The organism is Pseudomonas sp. MH10, assembly GCF_034353045.1.
In the GTDB taxonomy this organism is placed as follows: Bacteria; Pseudomonadota; Gammaproteobacteria; order Pseudomonadales; family Pseudomonadaceae; genus Aquipseudomonas.
The window spans coordinates 4,480,734-4,494,116 of record NZ_CP133783.1; the positions used below are offsets into that span (position 1 = coordinate 4,480,734).

14 protein-coding genes are annotated in these 13,383 nt (G+C 57.7%); 12 read left to right on the top strand and 2 right to left on the bottom strand.

The features are described from left to right. Positions 1–7: 7 nt before the first annotated feature. A complete protein-coding gene (locus RHM59_RS20140; protein WP_322166212.1) occupies positions 8–598 on the top strand; it encodes an LON peptidase substrate-binding domain-containing protein in 591 nt (196 codons plus the stop codon). A gap of 15 nt (positions 599–613) precedes the next feature. Here the strand turns inward: RHM59_RS20140 and RHM59_RS20145 are convergent, their stop codons facing one another. Then, positions 614–1,930 carry a bifunctional DedA family/phosphatase PAP2 family protein gene (locus tag RHM59_RS20145; protein ID WP_322166211.1) on the bottom strand — a complete coding sequence of 439 codons (1,317 nt, stop codon included), beginning with the start codon at positions 1,928–1,930 and terminating at the stop codon, positions 614–616. Between the two features lie 3 nt (positions 1,931–1,933). Beyond that, positions 1,934–2,617 carry a DNA-3-methyladenine glycosylase gene (locus RHM59_RS20150; RefSeq protein WP_322171176.1) on the bottom strand — a complete coding sequence of 228 codons (684 nt, stop codon included), beginning with the start codon at positions 2,615–2,617 and terminating at the stop codon, positions 1,934–1,936. 355 nt (positions 2,618–2,972) lie between these two features. Here RHM59_RS20150 and RHM59_RS20155 point away from each other — a divergent pair, with 355 nt between their 5' ends. The 11 genes from RHM59_RS20155 (at position 2,973) to lipB (ending at position 13,383) form a co-directional block, all read left to right on the top strand. Further along, a complete protein-coding gene (locus tag RHM59_RS20155) occupies positions 2,973–4,247 on the top strand; it encodes a glutamate-5-semialdehyde dehydrogenase (RefSeq protein ID WP_322285260.1) in 1,275 nt (424 codons plus the stop codon). Positions 4,248–4,293: 46 nt separating this feature from the next. Then, positions 4,294–4,953: a nicotinate-nucleotide adenylyltransferase gene (nadD, locus tag RHM59_RS20160; protein ID WP_322171174.1), complete on the top strand. Its 660-nt coding sequence runs from the start codon at positions 4,294–4,296 to the stop codon at positions 4,951–4,953. Between the two features lie 74 nt (positions 4,954–5,027). Beyond that, a complete protein-coding gene (gene rsfS, locus RHM59_RS20165; RefSeq protein ID WP_322171172.1) occupies positions 5,028–5,438 on the top strand; it encodes a ribosome silencing factor in 411 nt (136 codons plus the stop codon). A 9-nt stretch (positions 5,439–5,447) separates the two neighbouring features. Then, a complete protein-coding gene (gene rlmH / locus RHM59_RS20170; protein ID WP_322166209.1) occupies positions 5,448–5,915 on the top strand; it encodes a 23S rRNA (pseudouridine(1915)-N(3))-methyltransferase RlmH in 468 nt (155 codons plus the stop codon). A gap of 13 nt (positions 5,916–5,928) precedes the next feature. Next, positions 5,929–7,824: a penicillin-binding protein 2 gene (gene mrdA, locus RHM59_RS20175; protein ID WP_322285261.1), complete on the top strand. Its 1,896-nt coding sequence runs from the start codon at positions 5,929–5,931 to the stop codon at positions 7,822–7,824. A gap of 31 nt (positions 7,825–7,855) precedes the next feature. Further along, positions 7,856–8,959, top strand: a complete 1,104-nt coding sequence (rodA, locus tag RHM59_RS20180) for a rod shape-determining protein RodA (protein ID WP_322171169.1) — start codon at positions 7,856–7,858, stop codon at positions 8,957–8,959. Between the two features lie 17 nt (positions 8,960–8,976). Further along, positions 8,977–9,987: a lytic murein transglycosylase B gene (mltB, locus tag RHM59_RS20185; RefSeq protein ID WP_322166207.1), complete on the top strand. Its 1,011-nt coding sequence runs from the start codon at positions 8,977–8,979 to the stop codon at positions 9,985–9,987. Further along, positions 9,987–10,997 (top strand): septal ring lytic transglycosylase RlpA family protein, encoded by a 1,011-nt coding sequence (locus RHM59_RS20190; RefSeq protein ID WP_322184805.1) that lies wholly within the window; start codon positions 9,987–9,989, stop codon positions 10,995–10,997. Before mltB ends, RHM59_RS20190 begins: the two co-directional genes overlap by 1 nt. 218 nt (positions 10,998–11,215) lie before the next feature. Further along, positions 11,216–12,376, top strand: a complete 1,161-nt coding sequence (locus RHM59_RS20195) for a D-alanyl-D-alanine carboxypeptidase family protein (protein ID WP_322285262.1) — start codon at positions 11,216–11,218, stop codon at positions 12,374–12,376. Between the two features lie 78 nt (positions 12,377–12,454). Then, complete coding sequence (locus tag RHM59_RS20200; protein WP_322166205.1) at positions 12,455–12,736, top strand: DUF493 domain-containing protein; 282 nt, start codon at positions 12,455–12,457, stop codon at positions 12,734–12,736. Continuing rightward, positions 12,736–13,383: a lipoyl(octanoyl) transferase LipB gene (gene lipB / locus RHM59_RS20205; protein WP_322285263.1), complete on the top strand. Its 648-nt coding sequence runs from the start codon at positions 12,736–12,738 to the stop codon at positions 13,381–13,383. The genes RHM59_RS20200 and lipB overlap by 1 nt, the downstream gene beginning before the upstream one ends.

Consider the following 13,383-nt stretch of genomic DNA (forward strand, 5'->3'; position numbering starts at 1 on the left):
GAAAATTATGATGTTGCCGTTATTTCCCCTCAACGCCGTGTTATTCCCCGGCTGCACACTGGACTTGCAGCTGTTCGAAGTGCGTTATCTGGACATGATTGGTCGCTGCATGAAAAAGGGCGAAGGCTTTGGTGTGGTGTGCATTCTCGACGGCGAAGAAGTCGCTCAAGCCCCCGATGGCTATGCGCTGGTAGGGTGCGAGGCGTTGGTGCGTGATTTTCAGCAGCAAGAAAATGGCTTGCTGGGGATTCGTGTTGAGGGCGGCCGACGCTTTCGGGTCGTCAGCACCGAGGTTCAACGCGATCAGTTGATTCTGGCGGAGGTTGAATGGCTCGATGAGCTGCAAGAGCAGCCGTTGCAGGATCAGGACGCGGACTTGATGGCGTTGCTGACTGCGTTGGCCGAGCATCCGATGGTCGCGGCGCTGAACATGGGCGTGACCGCCATCGGCCAACAGTCGCTGGCCAATCAGTTGGCGTATTTATTGCCGTTCACGGAAGAAGATAAGGTCGAGCTGCTGGAACTCAGCGACGCACAGCAGCGGCTGAATGCGATTCAAGACCTACTCGACGAAATGCAGGGCGACCTACAGGTGTAGGTCGCCGGGTCGAAGTCAGTACTGATACCGACTAATGGCGTTGGCCAAGGCGTGTAGCGCGAAGAAGCCATACACCGCGACCAACGACGGCAGAATGACCCACCAGACTTTTGTTGGCATCGCCTGTAACGGTTCTTTGCGCTGAACAAGCGTCAGGCTGGCTGCGCACATACAAAACGCCAGCATGGCACCGGCCAGGACGTCGGTCGGCCAATGCACGCCCAGATAGACCCTCGACATAGCAATCGATAGTGCCGGAATACTGCCCACCAACAGCCACGTCAGGCGAAAGCGCAGCGGTTGGCCGCGCCCGGCCAGCACCGCCAATGCCATAAATATCGCAAACGCGCCGGAGCTGTGACCGCTGGGCATGCTGTAGCTGGTAAGCGGGTCCAGTAGCACCTCGGGACGGGCCCTAGCGGCGGCCCATTTCACGAAGGTGTTGACCAATGCCGAGCCTAGAATCACTCCCAGGGCGAAGGTCGCTTGACGCCATTGTCGAAGAACCAGCAGCAGGCCAAGCAACAGGGCTGCGATCACCGCTTGGGTTCTGAAATCACCAAGCCGGGTAATCATCACCGCAAATGGATCGGCGGCGGCACTGCGGTGCTCCTGCACCAGCGTCATCAGGCCCTGATCAAAATGCGCGAGGTACGGCCAGCCGATGAACAAGCCGATCAGCATCACCAAGCTCAGCGCTGAGATCCACGTCGTGGCGTAGCGTTTGCCGCCGACGCTGGCGTGAATGCTAAAGCCCAACAGCACGGCGAGCCCGGCGCCTACAATTCCGGCCTGGGGCCAAAATCCTTCCGGCAGCGGTAAGCGGATAGCGGCGCCCGTCGCCCAGCCCGGCAACAAGTAAACGACGGACCAGCCGGCGGCCGCTATGAGGCTGACGGCTGCGAAGCGCAAAAAGGGCATGTCGAACATGCCGGCGACCATCGGCAGCATGGGGCGCAGCGGTCCGATGAAGCGCCCAACCAGCAAGCTAGCGATGCCGTAACGCTGAAAATACAGTTCGGCACGGCCGATCCATTCCGGGTGATGCCGCAACCCTGGCAATCGGCGAATATTCTGGTGAAAGCGTCTGCCGAGAAAGTACGACAGGATGTCGCCCGCCAATCCGCCGGCAAATCCTAATAACAGTGTTTCGCCCAGCGACAACGCGCCGCTGCCTGCCAATACCGCAACGGCGAACATGATCACGGTTCCCGGCACGATGAGGCCGGCAATCGCCAGGCATTCGAAACACGCTACAAGAAAAATCGCTACACCCAGCCACGAGGGATTAGCTGTTAGCCATCCGGTAATGCTGTCAAGCCATGGGCCCATGTTTTAGCTTCCTTGTTCCAGTAATAAATAGTCACGGCCTTCCAGCTGGCCACGTCGCAAAGGGTTACGGGTGCAGAACTTGGCATGGTTAGCGTCGACGAAACGGTACATCAAGTGCTCGTCTCGGCCTTTCGGGATACCCAAACGAGTGGTTTGAATAATCTGCCGGGGCGCTGGTCCGACATCGTCAACGAACAGTTGTTCGGAATCAAAGCGTTTGGCGTCCCACATCGGGACCTTTAAGCCCAGCGCTTTGCACAGCAGGGTTTGCCCCGCGCACAAACGTTCCGGCGTACGCAACGCGCCTTTGGCGTTTGGATTGTTAAGCAGCATGAGCGCAAGGCTGTTGCCATCGGAGAGGGCGTCGACCCACGGGTACGCCGATTTAATCAGCACCGCGTTGCCCGGACCGCCCGCACTGAAGTTCAGCGAGTCGCCACCGCGGGCGTAGTACATGTAGATGTGGCCGCCGTCGAGAAAAAGCGCTTTGCGCTTCTCGGTGTAGCCCAATGACGAGTGGCTGCCTTTTTCTGCGGCGTAGTACGCTTCTGTTTCGATAATCCTTGCCGACAACCACAAAAAATCAGGGGCGGTTCCAACGCGGTGGCGGATAACCTTGCCCAACAGATCACGGGCAAGCACTTGCGCATCACGGTTGAAAAATGAGTCAGGAAGCAGATTGGGCACGTAGTCGGGCATCGGCATTAACGCGAATGGTCGGCGGATTGGTTTGCGATGATAGCAATAAGTGTCTTAATCGACGCTGAACGGCAATTAACACTACCCCAAGCAAGGAGGCCTACGCCCGGTGGGACCGAATTTATTCGGGAATGGGTTTCACCTCTAACATCGCGCGCCTGGCATGACGCCTTCCCGAATAAATTCGGTCCCACAGAGGGCGGTGAGGCTCACCTGTACCTAAAATTGGGTTTTTCACCCTTATTCCACAGCTGTTATCGACCATCCGCCTGCCACTGCTGTCGTTACTCCTGCTCGACAGCTATAATCGGCCGCTTTCCTCTACGCCAAGACCTCTGAGACCATGACTGAGTCCGTTCTTGACTACATGACCCGCTTGGGTCGCGCTGCCCGTGAAGCTTCTCGCGTGATCGGCCGTGCCAGCACCGCGCAGAAAAATCGCGCCTTGCAAGCTACTGCTGCTGCGCTTGATGACGCCCGCGCCGAGCTTTCTGCCGCCAATGAACTGGACTTGGCTTCAGGCCGGGCCAACGGCTTGTCGGCAGCCATGCTCGAACGTCTGGCGCTGACCCCGGCGCGCATCGACAGCATGATCGTCGGTTTGCGTCAGGTGACCAATCTGCCAGACCCGATCGGCTCGATCCGCGACATGAGCTATCGGCCGTCCGGTATTCAAGTGGGCAAGATGCGCGTTCCACTGGGTGTGGTGGGGATTATTTACGAGTCGCGCCCCAACGTGACCATCGACGCAGCCAGCCTGTGCCTCAAGTCTGGCAATGCCACGATTTTGCGTGGCGGCTCCGAAGCCATTCACTCCAACCGTGCGATTGCTGCCTGCATCCAGCGCGGTTTGGCAGCGGCCGATCTGCCGGCTGCGGTGGTTCAGGTCGTCGAAGTCACCGACCGCGAAGCGGTTGCCGCGTTGATCACCATGCCGGAGTACGTTGACGTTATTGTTCCGCGCGGCGGCAAAGGCTTGATCGAGCGCGTCAGTCGGGACGCCCGGGTGCCGGTCATCAAGCACCTGGACGGCATTTGTCACGTCTACGTGAGTGCTTATGCGGACCTGACCAACGCCCAAAATATCTGCTTCAACGCCAAGACCTACCGTTATGGCATTTGTGGCGCGATGGAAACCTTGCTGGTCGATGCCGCTGTGGCGGCTGATTTTCTTCCGCCAATGGCCGCGCAACTGCGGGAAAAAGGCGTTGAATTGCGCGGTTGCGAGCGCACGCAAGCGTTGATCGACGCAATTCCAGCTACAGAAGAAGACTGGCACACCGAATACCTGGCGCCGATTTTATCGATTCGGGTCGTGGATGGCCTGGATCAAGCTATCGAACACGTCAATCACTATGGGTCGCACCATACTGACGCCATCGTCACCGAAAATCAGGCTCAAGCCCGACGTTTCCTGGCTGAAGTGGACTCCAGTTCAGTCATGGTCAACGCACCTACCAGCTTCGCCGATGGCTTTGAATACGGATTGGGTGCCGAGATTGGCATTTCTACTGATAAGCTGCACGCCCGTGGCCCGGTCGGCCTTGAAGGCCTGACCTGCGAAAAGTACATCGTGATCGGCGACGGTCACCAGTTACGTGGCCAAGGACCTGCCTGACTTGGCCGAGCCTGAAAAGCTTGCGGCGGCGAAACCACCCCCCCCTATGCCGCGACGCATCGGCGTGTTGGGTGGCACTTTCGATCCGGTGCACATTGGCCATTTGCGCGGTGCACTGGAAGTGGCCGAGCTGCTTGAACTCGATGAGTTACGCCTGACACCCAGTGCCAGGCCACCTCATCGCGATACCCCGAGCGTGAGCGCGCAGGACCGTCTGGCGATGGTTCAATGCGCGGTAGCCGGGGTGTCACCTTTGACGGTGGATGACCGTGAATTAAAGCGGGACAAACCGTCGTACACCATCGACACCCTGGAACTGATGCGGGCCGAGTTGGCCGCAGATGACCAGTTATTCCTATTATTGGGTTGGGATGCCTTTTGCGGGCTGCCGACCTGGCATCGTTGGGAAGAACTGCTGGAGCACTGCCATATCGTGGTGCTGCAACGTCCGGACGCTGACAGCGAGTCGCCTGACGCCATGCGAAATCTGCTGGCAGGGCGTGCAGTCAGTAATCCGAAGGCCCTTAAAGGGCCGGGTGGAAAGATTACATTCGTCTGGCAGACGCCGTTATCGGTGTCTGCCACCCAGATCCGCCACCTGCTGGCCAGCGGGAAGTCGGTACGTTTTCTGGTGCCAGACGCGGTACTGGCCTATATCGACGCGCACGGGCTGTACCATGCGCCGAACACTGAGGGGAGCCTCTGAAACTGCTGTGTTCAACACGCGTTTCGGCATCCCACACATACGAGCTGAATGAGTTTTATATGACAAAGCACACTATGACGAAACAGAAGCTGACTAGCGAAGAAGTCATCAAGCTGGCGACGGCTGCCCTTGAAGACGTCAAGGGTACGGACATCCTCGCCATTGACGTTCGCGACAAGACCAGCATCGCCGATTACATGCTGATTGCCACTGGTACCTCGAACCGTCAATTGAACGCCTTGGTCGACAGCGTTCGCGACAAGTGCAAGGCTGCCGGCGTCAAATCGTTGAGCGAAGAAGGCAAGGGCGACAGCGATTGGGTGCTGTTGGACCTTGGTGATGTGATCGTTCACGTCATGACCGCCGCCGCTCGTCAGTTCTATGATCTGGAGCGTCTGTGGCACGGTGCTGAGCAAAGCCGTGCGCTGCATTCCACCCATGAAGGCAATCCGTTCGACCCGACGACTTTCCTCGACAAAGAATAAGGGATCATCGTGCGTCTGCGTTTGATCGCTGTCGGTTCGCGCATGCCCAAGTGGGTGGAAGAAGGTTGGCAGGAATACGCCAAGCGGATGCCGTCCGAGCTTGCGCTTGAGCTGGTGGAAATTCCGCTCAACACCCGTGGCAAAAACGCTGACGTGGCGCGCTTTATTCGCCAGGAAGGCGAGGCCATGCTGGCGAAAGTCCAGCCGGGCGAGCGAATTGTCACGCTTGAGGTGCACGGAAAACCGTGGAGTACCGAACAGTTGGCGGTCGAACTCGATCGCTGGCGTCTCGACGCCCGCACGGTCAATCTGATGGTTGGCGGCCCTGAAGGGCTGGCGCCGGAAGTCTGTGCGCGTAGCGAGCAGCGCTGGTCGCTGTCGCCGTTAACCTTGCCACATCCTTTGGTGCGCATCCTTATCGGTGAGCAGATGTACCGCGCCTGGACAGTTCTGTCCGGGCATCCTTACCACAAATAGCCTGCGCGCCTAAATGTCCCAGCCGATCCGCCTCAAAGACCACGAGAAAGACGCACGCATGGTGCGCGGCCGGGTCGTGGTCGGGGCTGCGGTGGTGATGGTGGCTGTTTGTGTGCTGATAGCGCGGCTGTATTTCCTGCAGGTCATTCAATACGACTACCACTCCACGCTGTCGGAAAACAACCGGGTGCATGTTCAGCCCATTCCGCCGAACCGTGGACTGATCTTCGACCGCAACGGCGTCGTCGTAGCTGATAATCGGCCTAGCTTCAGCCTCAGCATGACGCGCGAACGTTCTGGCAATGCCGCGCAGGTGCTCGACGCTATCGTTGAAATCCTGGCGCTGACCGCCGACGACCGCGTGTTATTTGAGAAACGCATGAAGCAGGGGCGTCGACCGTTTGAGTCGGTGCCGATTCTCTTCGAGCTGAGCGAAGAGCAAATCGCCCTGATCGCGGTCAATCAATTCCGTTTGCCGGGAGTTGAGGTCGTTGCGCAGTTGGTTCGTCATTATCCCGAGGGCGAACACTTCGCCCATTCTGTGGGGTATGTGGGACGGATCAACGAGAAAGAGCTCAAAGCGCTCGATTCGGTCAACTACAGCGGGACTCACCACATCGGCAAAACCGGGGTTGAGCGTTTCTACGAGGCTGACTTGCACGGGCAGGTGGGCTACGAAGAAGTTGAAACCAACGCCCGCGGACGGGTTATGCGGGTGCTCAACCGGACCAATCCGATTCCCGGAAAAGACATTGTCTTGAGTCTCGACATCAAGCTTCAGCAAGCTGCGGAAGCGGCGCTGGGTGGCCGTCGTGGCGCGGTGGTGGCGCTGGACCCGGCAACCGGCGAAGTATTGGCGATGGTCAGTCAGCCGAGCTTCGATCCGAATCCGTTTGTCACCGGTATCAGCTTCAAAGACTACGCTGAGTTGCGAGATTCGATTGACCGTCCGCTGTTTAACCGCATTCTGCGCGGCCTGTACCCGCCCGGTTCGACGATCAAGCCTGCGGTTGCCATTGCCGGCTTGGACAGCGGCGTGGTGACCGCTTCGACGCGCGTGTTCGATCCGGGCTTCTATCAGTTGCCCAATTACGATCACAAGTACCGTAACTGGAACCGTACCGGTGATGGCTGGGTCGATCTGGACACGGCGATCATGCGGTCCAATGACACGTACTTCTACGACCTTGCGCACAAGATCGGAATTGATCGGCTTTCTGCTTATCTGAATAAATTCGGGATCGGAAAAAAAGTCTCGCTGGACATGTTCGAAGAGTCGCCGGGGCTGATGCCGTCACGCGACTGGAAGCGAGCAACGCGGCGCCAAGCGTGGTTTCCGGGTGAAACATTGATTCTCGGCATCGGTCAGGGCTACATGCAGGCCACTCCATTGCAACTGGCACAAGCCACTGCGTTGGTGGCTAACAAAGGCGTGTGGAATCGACCTCATCTGGCGAAAACCGTCGCGGGCGTGCCACCGACTGATGAAAACCCAATGCAGGATATCGTGCTGCGCGATGTGTCGGATTGGGCCAAGGTGAACCACGGTATGCAGCAAGTCATGCATGGCGCACGCGGTACCGCCCGCAAAGCGGCAATTGGTTCGCAATACCGGATTGCCGGTAAAAGCGGAACGGCCCAAGTGGTCGCGATCAAGCAAGGCGAGAAATATGACCGCACCAAGGTTCAGGAACGTCACCGCGATCACGCCTTGTTCGTGGGTTTTGCGCCCGCAGACAATCCAAAAATAGTGGTCGCGGTGATGGTGGAGAACGGCGAGTCCGGTTCTGGGATCGCGGCCCCGGTGGTTCGTCAGGTCATGGATTCGTGGTTGCTCGGTCCAGACGGTTTACTCAAGCCTGAGTACGCCAGCAGCTCAAACGCGGAGGCTGCGGCCAGTGAAGAGTAATTTTGATCGCATCCTCTCAAGTGATGATGTGATGCGCCGTCGCTCTACTTTCTTGCAGCGCATCCACCTCGATGGGCCGTTGCTGATTCTGTTGCTGACCATTGGCGCGGGTGGTTTGTTTGTGCTGTATTCGGCCAGCGGCAAGAATTGGGATCTGCTTATTAAGCAGGCGACGTCGTTTGGCATAGGCTTGGTCTCGATGGTGGCCATCGCTCAGCTCGAACCGCGTTTCATGGCGCGCTGGGTTCCCGTGCTCTATGTGTTGGGAATGCTGCTGTTGGTGGCCGTTGACGTCATGGGCCATAACGCCATGGGCGCGACCCGCTGGATCAACATTCCTGGGGTTATCCGGTTTCAGCCTTCGGAATTCATGAAGATTATTATGCCTGCGACCATTGCCTGGTATTTGGCGAAACGAACCCTGCCGCCACACTTGAAACATGTGGCCCTGAGCTTGGGACTGATTGGTCTTCCGTTCATTCTGATCGTGCGTCAGCCGGACCTCGGTACTTCGTTGCTGATTCTGGCGTCCGGTACGTTTGTATTGTTCATGGCCGGTCTGCGCTGGCGCTGGATCATTGGCGTGTTCGCTGCTGCCGTTCCAGTGGCCGTCGGCATGTGGTTCTTCTTCATGCACGACTATCAAAAGCAACGAATTCTGACCTTCCTCGATCCGGAAAGTGATCCGCTGGGTACCGGCTGGAACATCATTCAGTCCAAGGCCGCGATTGGCTCGGGTGGCGTCTTTGGTAAGGGCTGGTTACTGGGAACCCAGTCACACCTGGATTTTTTGCCGGAGAGCCATACCGATTTCATCATTGCCGTTTTGGGGGAAGAGTTCGGCCTGGTCGGCATTTGCGCCCTCTTGTTGATCTATTTGTTGCTGATCGGGAGAGGGCTGGTGATCACCGCTCAGGCGCAAACACTGTTCGGCAAGTTGTTGGCAGGCAGCCTGACGATGACATTTTTTGTTTACGTTTTCGTCAACATCGGTATGGTCAGTGGCCTGATGCCGGTTGTTGGGGTGCCACTGCCCTTTATTAGTTACGGCGGAACTTCGCTGGTGACGCTGCTGTCGGCGTTTGGGGTTTTGATGTCGATCCATACACATCGCAAGTGGATCGCACAGGTTTGATTAAGGTGAACAATTCAATGCAAGTAATGCGTAACTGGGCGGCTCGATATGCTCCGTTGGTCGGCCTGGTGGGCATCCTTGGCTCGGTATTGAAAGCACAAGCAGGCGATTACGAAGGCTCGCCCCAGGTCGCTGAATTTGTCGGTGAAATGACCCGCGATTATGGCTTTGCAGGCGAGCAACTGATGGCCGTGTTCCGTGAGGCTGAGCGTAAACAGGCCATCCTCGACGCGATTTCTCGCCCAGCCGAGCGGGTCAAACCGTGGAAAGAATACCGGCCAATGTTCATCACCGACGCGCGAATTGCACGCGGTGTGGATTTTTGGCGTCAGCATGAAGCGGCCTTGATGCGTGCCGAGCAAGACTACGGCGTACCGGCGCAAGTAATCGTCGCCATCATCGGTGTCGAAACTTTTTTCGGCCGCAACACCGGTAATTACCGCGTGATAGACGCCTTATCGACCTTGAGTTTCGATTACCCACCGCGTGCCGAATTCTTTCGCAAGGAGCTGCGTGAGTTCCTTTTGCTGGCGCGTGAGGAACAAGTTGATCCCCTGACACTCAAGGGTTCTTACGCTGGGGCAATGGGTTTGCCGCAGTTCATGCCGAGTAGTTTTCGCGCCTACGCCGTGGATTTCGACGGCGACGGGCACATCAATATCTGGACCGATCCCGATGACGCCATCGGCAGTGTCGCCAGTTATTTCAAACGCCACGGCTGGGTCGCAGGCGAGCCAGTTGTCAGCCTTTCTTCCGTGCGCGGTGATGCGGCTGACAGCGGTTTGAGCCCCGGCCTGGAACCGGTAAAAACCGTTGGGGAGTTGCGAGCCTTGGGGTGGTCGAGTCATGATGCGCTGCGCGATGATATGCCGGTGACCGCTTTTCGCCTGGAGGGTGCAGAGGGGCCGGAATATTGGATGGGTTTGAATAATTTTTACGCAATCACGCGCTACAACCGCAGTGTGATGTACGCAATGGCCGTGCATCAGCTGTCTGAACTGCTGGTCCAAGCACGGGGCGTCAAGTAATGCGGGCAATGCCGATTCGCAAACCACTGAAGTTCATGGCCTTCGCAGCCTTGGCCGTTCTGGTGGCCAGTTGTTCGACCAGTCGATCTCCGCAGAACAATAGTGCTGTGACCTCGGGGCCGGGTCTGGACATCAATCGTGCGCACAAAGACGGCGCGCCATGGTGGGACGTTGACGTTTCCCGCATCCCTGACGCCGTGCCGACCCTGCACAGCGGGCCTTACAAGGCCAACCCCTATACCGTGCTGGGCAAAACTTATTTCCCGTTGACCGACTCCAAGCGCTATGTCGCTACCGGGACGGCGTCCTGGTATGGCACCAAATTCCACGGTCAGAACACCGCCAATGGTGAAAAGTACGACCTGTACGGCATGAGTGCCGCACACAAGACCTTGCCGTTGCCCAGTTACGTTCGGGTGACCAACCTCGACAATAACCGCAGCGTGATCCTGCGGGTCAATGACCGTGGGCCGTTCTATTCCGACCGCATTATCGACCTGTCTTACGCCGCTGCGAAAAAGCTCGGTTACGCTGAAATCGGTACAGCCCGGGTCAAGGTCGAAGGCATCGATCCGCAAGAGTGGTGGGCACAGCGTGGACGTCCAGCGCCGTTGATGTTGGATGAGCCGCAAGTCGTGGCCCAGGCCGCAGCGCCGGCGTTCACCGCTTCAACCGGCACCATCGAGCAGTACACGCCGCCGCCTCAGCAACACGCCGCAGCAGTGTCGCCCGTTCAGATTGATGCAAAAAAAAACGCTTCCGGACCAGTGTCTGGGCTGTATCTCCAGGTGGGCGCCTTCGCCAACCCGGACGCTGCGGAACTCCTGAGGTCGAAACTGAGCGGGATAGTCCGGACGCCAGTCTTCGTCAGCTCGATAGTACGCAGTCAGCAAACGCTGTATCGGGTTCGGATGGGGCCGGTGAACACGCCGGTTGAAGCGCAGCAATTACAAGCCAATGTCAGGTCGGCCAATCTGGGTCAGCCGACGGTGGTCGCACTGGATCAATGATTTAGCCTTGGTTGTTCAAGGTAGCTGCACAGTTGCTTCTGCGACGGGGACTTGCCAATAGAGCAAGCGATACAAGCAACTCAGCCTGGGTATCAGGCCGTTTTGTCAGCCATGGATGAAACCTGGCTTCAAGGCCGGATGAACGCATCGTTCGTTATCCGGTCAGATCAGCTTTGCCCGCAAGGGCATGTTTGCCCATTAGCAATTTCGAGAGACGGATGAACATCACCACCTTTGCAAAACGCCTGTGCCTGCTTGTCCCCCTGATCATCACACCTGCCGCCTGGGCGTCAGAACAGATGACGCCCGCCGCGCCGCAGTTGGCCGCCAAGGCCTATGTGCTGATGGATGCCTCCAGCGGTAACATTTTGGTTGAAAACAATGGCGACCAGCGTTTGGCGCCGGCGAGCCTGACCAAATTGATGACGGCCTACATCGCGACCCTGGAAATTCGTCGTAACCAAATCGGTGAAAACGACCCGGTGACAGTCAGTGAAAACGCCTGGCGCACAGGTGGTTCGCGGATGTTCATCAAGGTGGGCAGCCAAGTCACCGTCAGTGATCTGCTGCACGGCATCATTATTCAGTCAGGCAACGACGCTAGCGTCGCGCTCTCAGAGCACATCGCCGGTAGCGAAGATGCGTTCGCCGACATGATGAACAAAACCGCTGGTGACTTGGGCATGGTCAACAGCCACTTCATGAACCCGACGGGTTTGCCGAACCCGGATCACTACTCGTCGGCCCACGATATGGCGCTGCTGGCACGGGCAATCATTACCGTTGACCCGGCGCACTATGCGATTTATTCGCAGAAAGAATTCTTCTGGAACGGCATCAAGCAGCCGAACCGCAACCTGCTGCTGTGGCGCGACAAGACCGTTGACGGTCTGAAAACCGGCCACACCGAGGAAGCTGGCTATTGCATGGTGTCTTCGGCAGTCCGTGACGGCATGCGTTTGATCGCCGTGGTGTTTGGCACCAGCAGCGAACAGGCACGAGCGGCAGAAACCCAGAAGTTGCTGACGTACGGTTTCCGCTTCTTCGAAACCCAAACCTTCTACCAGAAGGGCGTGGAATTGGCTCAGGCACCGGTCTGGAAAGGTTCGGAGCATCAGGTCAAAGCCGGCCTGGCTGATGACTTGACCATGACACTGCCTAAAGGCCAATTGAAAAAGCTGGCCGCAAGCATGACGATGAACCCACGTCTGGTCGCGCCAATCGCCAAGGGCGACGTAATCGGTAAAGTGGAAGTGAAGATGGACGACAAAGTGGTGCATACCGCTGACCTGATCGCTCTCGACGCCGTGGACCAAGGTGGAATTTTCCGCCGCGTGTGGGATAGCATCCGTTTGTTCTTCTACGGTTTGTTTAACTGATACTGCCGACCGTCGGGCCCTGGCTCTTTGCAGAGTGGGTGCCCGTCGCTCGTAACAGCTTACGAGGCCGTTACTGCCATGGCTGATACTGAAATTGACGTTAAGTCGCACCTGATTGTATTTCCCTGCGTTGACTACCCGATCAAGGTGATCGGTGACACCGGCGTGGGTTTCACGGCGTTGGTGATCGAGATTCTGGCGAAACACGCCACGCTCGACATGGATACGCTGGCCGAACGTCAAAGCAGCAACGGTAAATACACCACCGTTCAACTGCATATCGTCGCCACTGGCGAAGACCAACTGCGCGATATCAATAGTGCCTTGCGCGCGACCGGTCTCGTGCACATGGTGCTCTGATGCCTGGCAGCCTTGGCTTTCGTGAACTAGGGGAGGTTGCTTACGAACCTACCTGGCACGCCATGCAACGGTTTACCGAAGGCCGTGAGCGCGATGTAGCCGATGAAGTCTGGCTGGTGCAACATCCGCCCATCTTCACTCAAGGTCTGGCGGGCAAAGCCGAGCACCTATTGCTGCCGGGTAATATTCCGGTGGTTCAGGTCGATCGGGGTGGCCAAGTGACCTATCATGGCCCCGGTCAATTAGTGGTTTACCTGATGCTGGACGTGCGGCGCCTGGGTTTCGGCGTGCGCGAACTGGTTTCCCGGATTGAACGCAGTCTGATCGCCCTGCTGGCGAGTTACGACGTCACGGCAGTCGCGAAGAATGACGCGCCAGGGGTCTATGTCGATGGAGCGAAAATAGCCTCCTTGGGTTTACGTATTCGAAACGGTTTCTCATTCCACGGCCTGGCGCTAAATGTGGACATGGACCTTGAGCCGTTTCGACGCATTAATCCCTGTGGTTACGCGGGGCTGGCAATGACCCAGCTGCGCGATCATGCAGGCCCGATTGAATTTGCCGAGGTAAGTGCCCGGCTGCGCGCGCAGCTCGTCAAACACCTCGACTATGCTGAGCAGACGACCCTAGCGGGCGGAATCGATTGA

What these genes read in the sequence shown, in the direction of transcription:
- RHM59_RS20140 (WP_322166212.1), top strand. Translation starts at nt 8, where the DNA reads ATGATGTTGCCGTTATTTCCCCTCAACGCCGTGTTATTCCCCGGCTGC.
- RHM59_RS20145 (WP_322166211.1), bottom strand. Translation starts at nt 1,930, where the DNA reads ATGGGCCCATGGCTTGACAGCATTACCGGATGGCTAACAGCTAATCCC.
- RHM59_RS20155 (WP_322285260.1), top strand. Translation starts at nt 2,973, where the DNA reads ATGACTGAGTCCGTTCTTGACTACATGACCCGCTTGGGTCGCGCTGCC.
- nadD (WP_322171174.1), top strand. Translation starts at nt 4,294, where the DNA reads ATGCCGCGACGCATCGGCGTGTTGGGTGGCACTTTCGATCCGGTGCAC.
- rsfS (WP_322171172.1), top strand. Translation starts at nt 5,028, where the DNA reads ATGACGAAACAGAAGCTGACTAGCGAAGAAGTCATCAAGCTGGCGACG.
- mrdA (WP_322285261.1), top strand. Translation starts at nt 5,929, where the DNA reads ATGTCCCAGCCGATCCGCCTCAAAGACCACGAGAAAGACGCACGCATG.
- rodA (WP_322171169.1), top strand. Translation starts at nt 7,856, where the DNA reads ATGCGCCGTCGCTCTACTTTCTTGCAGCGCATCCACCTCGATGGGCCG.
- mltB (WP_322166207.1), top strand. Translation starts at nt 8,977, where the DNA reads ATGCAAGTAATGCGTAACTGGGCGGCTCGATATGCTCCGTTGGTCGGC.
- RHM59_RS20190 (WP_322184805.1), top strand. Translation starts at nt 9,987, where the DNA reads ATGCGGGCAATGCCGATTCGCAAACCACTGAAGTTCATGGCCTTCGCA.
- RHM59_RS20195 (WP_322285262.1), top strand. Translation starts at nt 11,216, where the DNA reads ATGAACATCACCACCTTTGCAAAACGCCTGTGCCTGCTTGTCCCCCTG.
- RHM59_RS20200 (WP_322166205.1), top strand. Translation starts at nt 12,455, where the DNA reads ATGGCTGATACTGAAATTGACGTTAAGTCGCACCTGATTGTATTTCCC.
- lipB (WP_322285263.1), top strand. Translation starts at nt 12,736, where the DNA reads ATGCCTGGCAGCCTTGGCTTTCGTGAACTAGGGGAGGTTGCTTACGAA.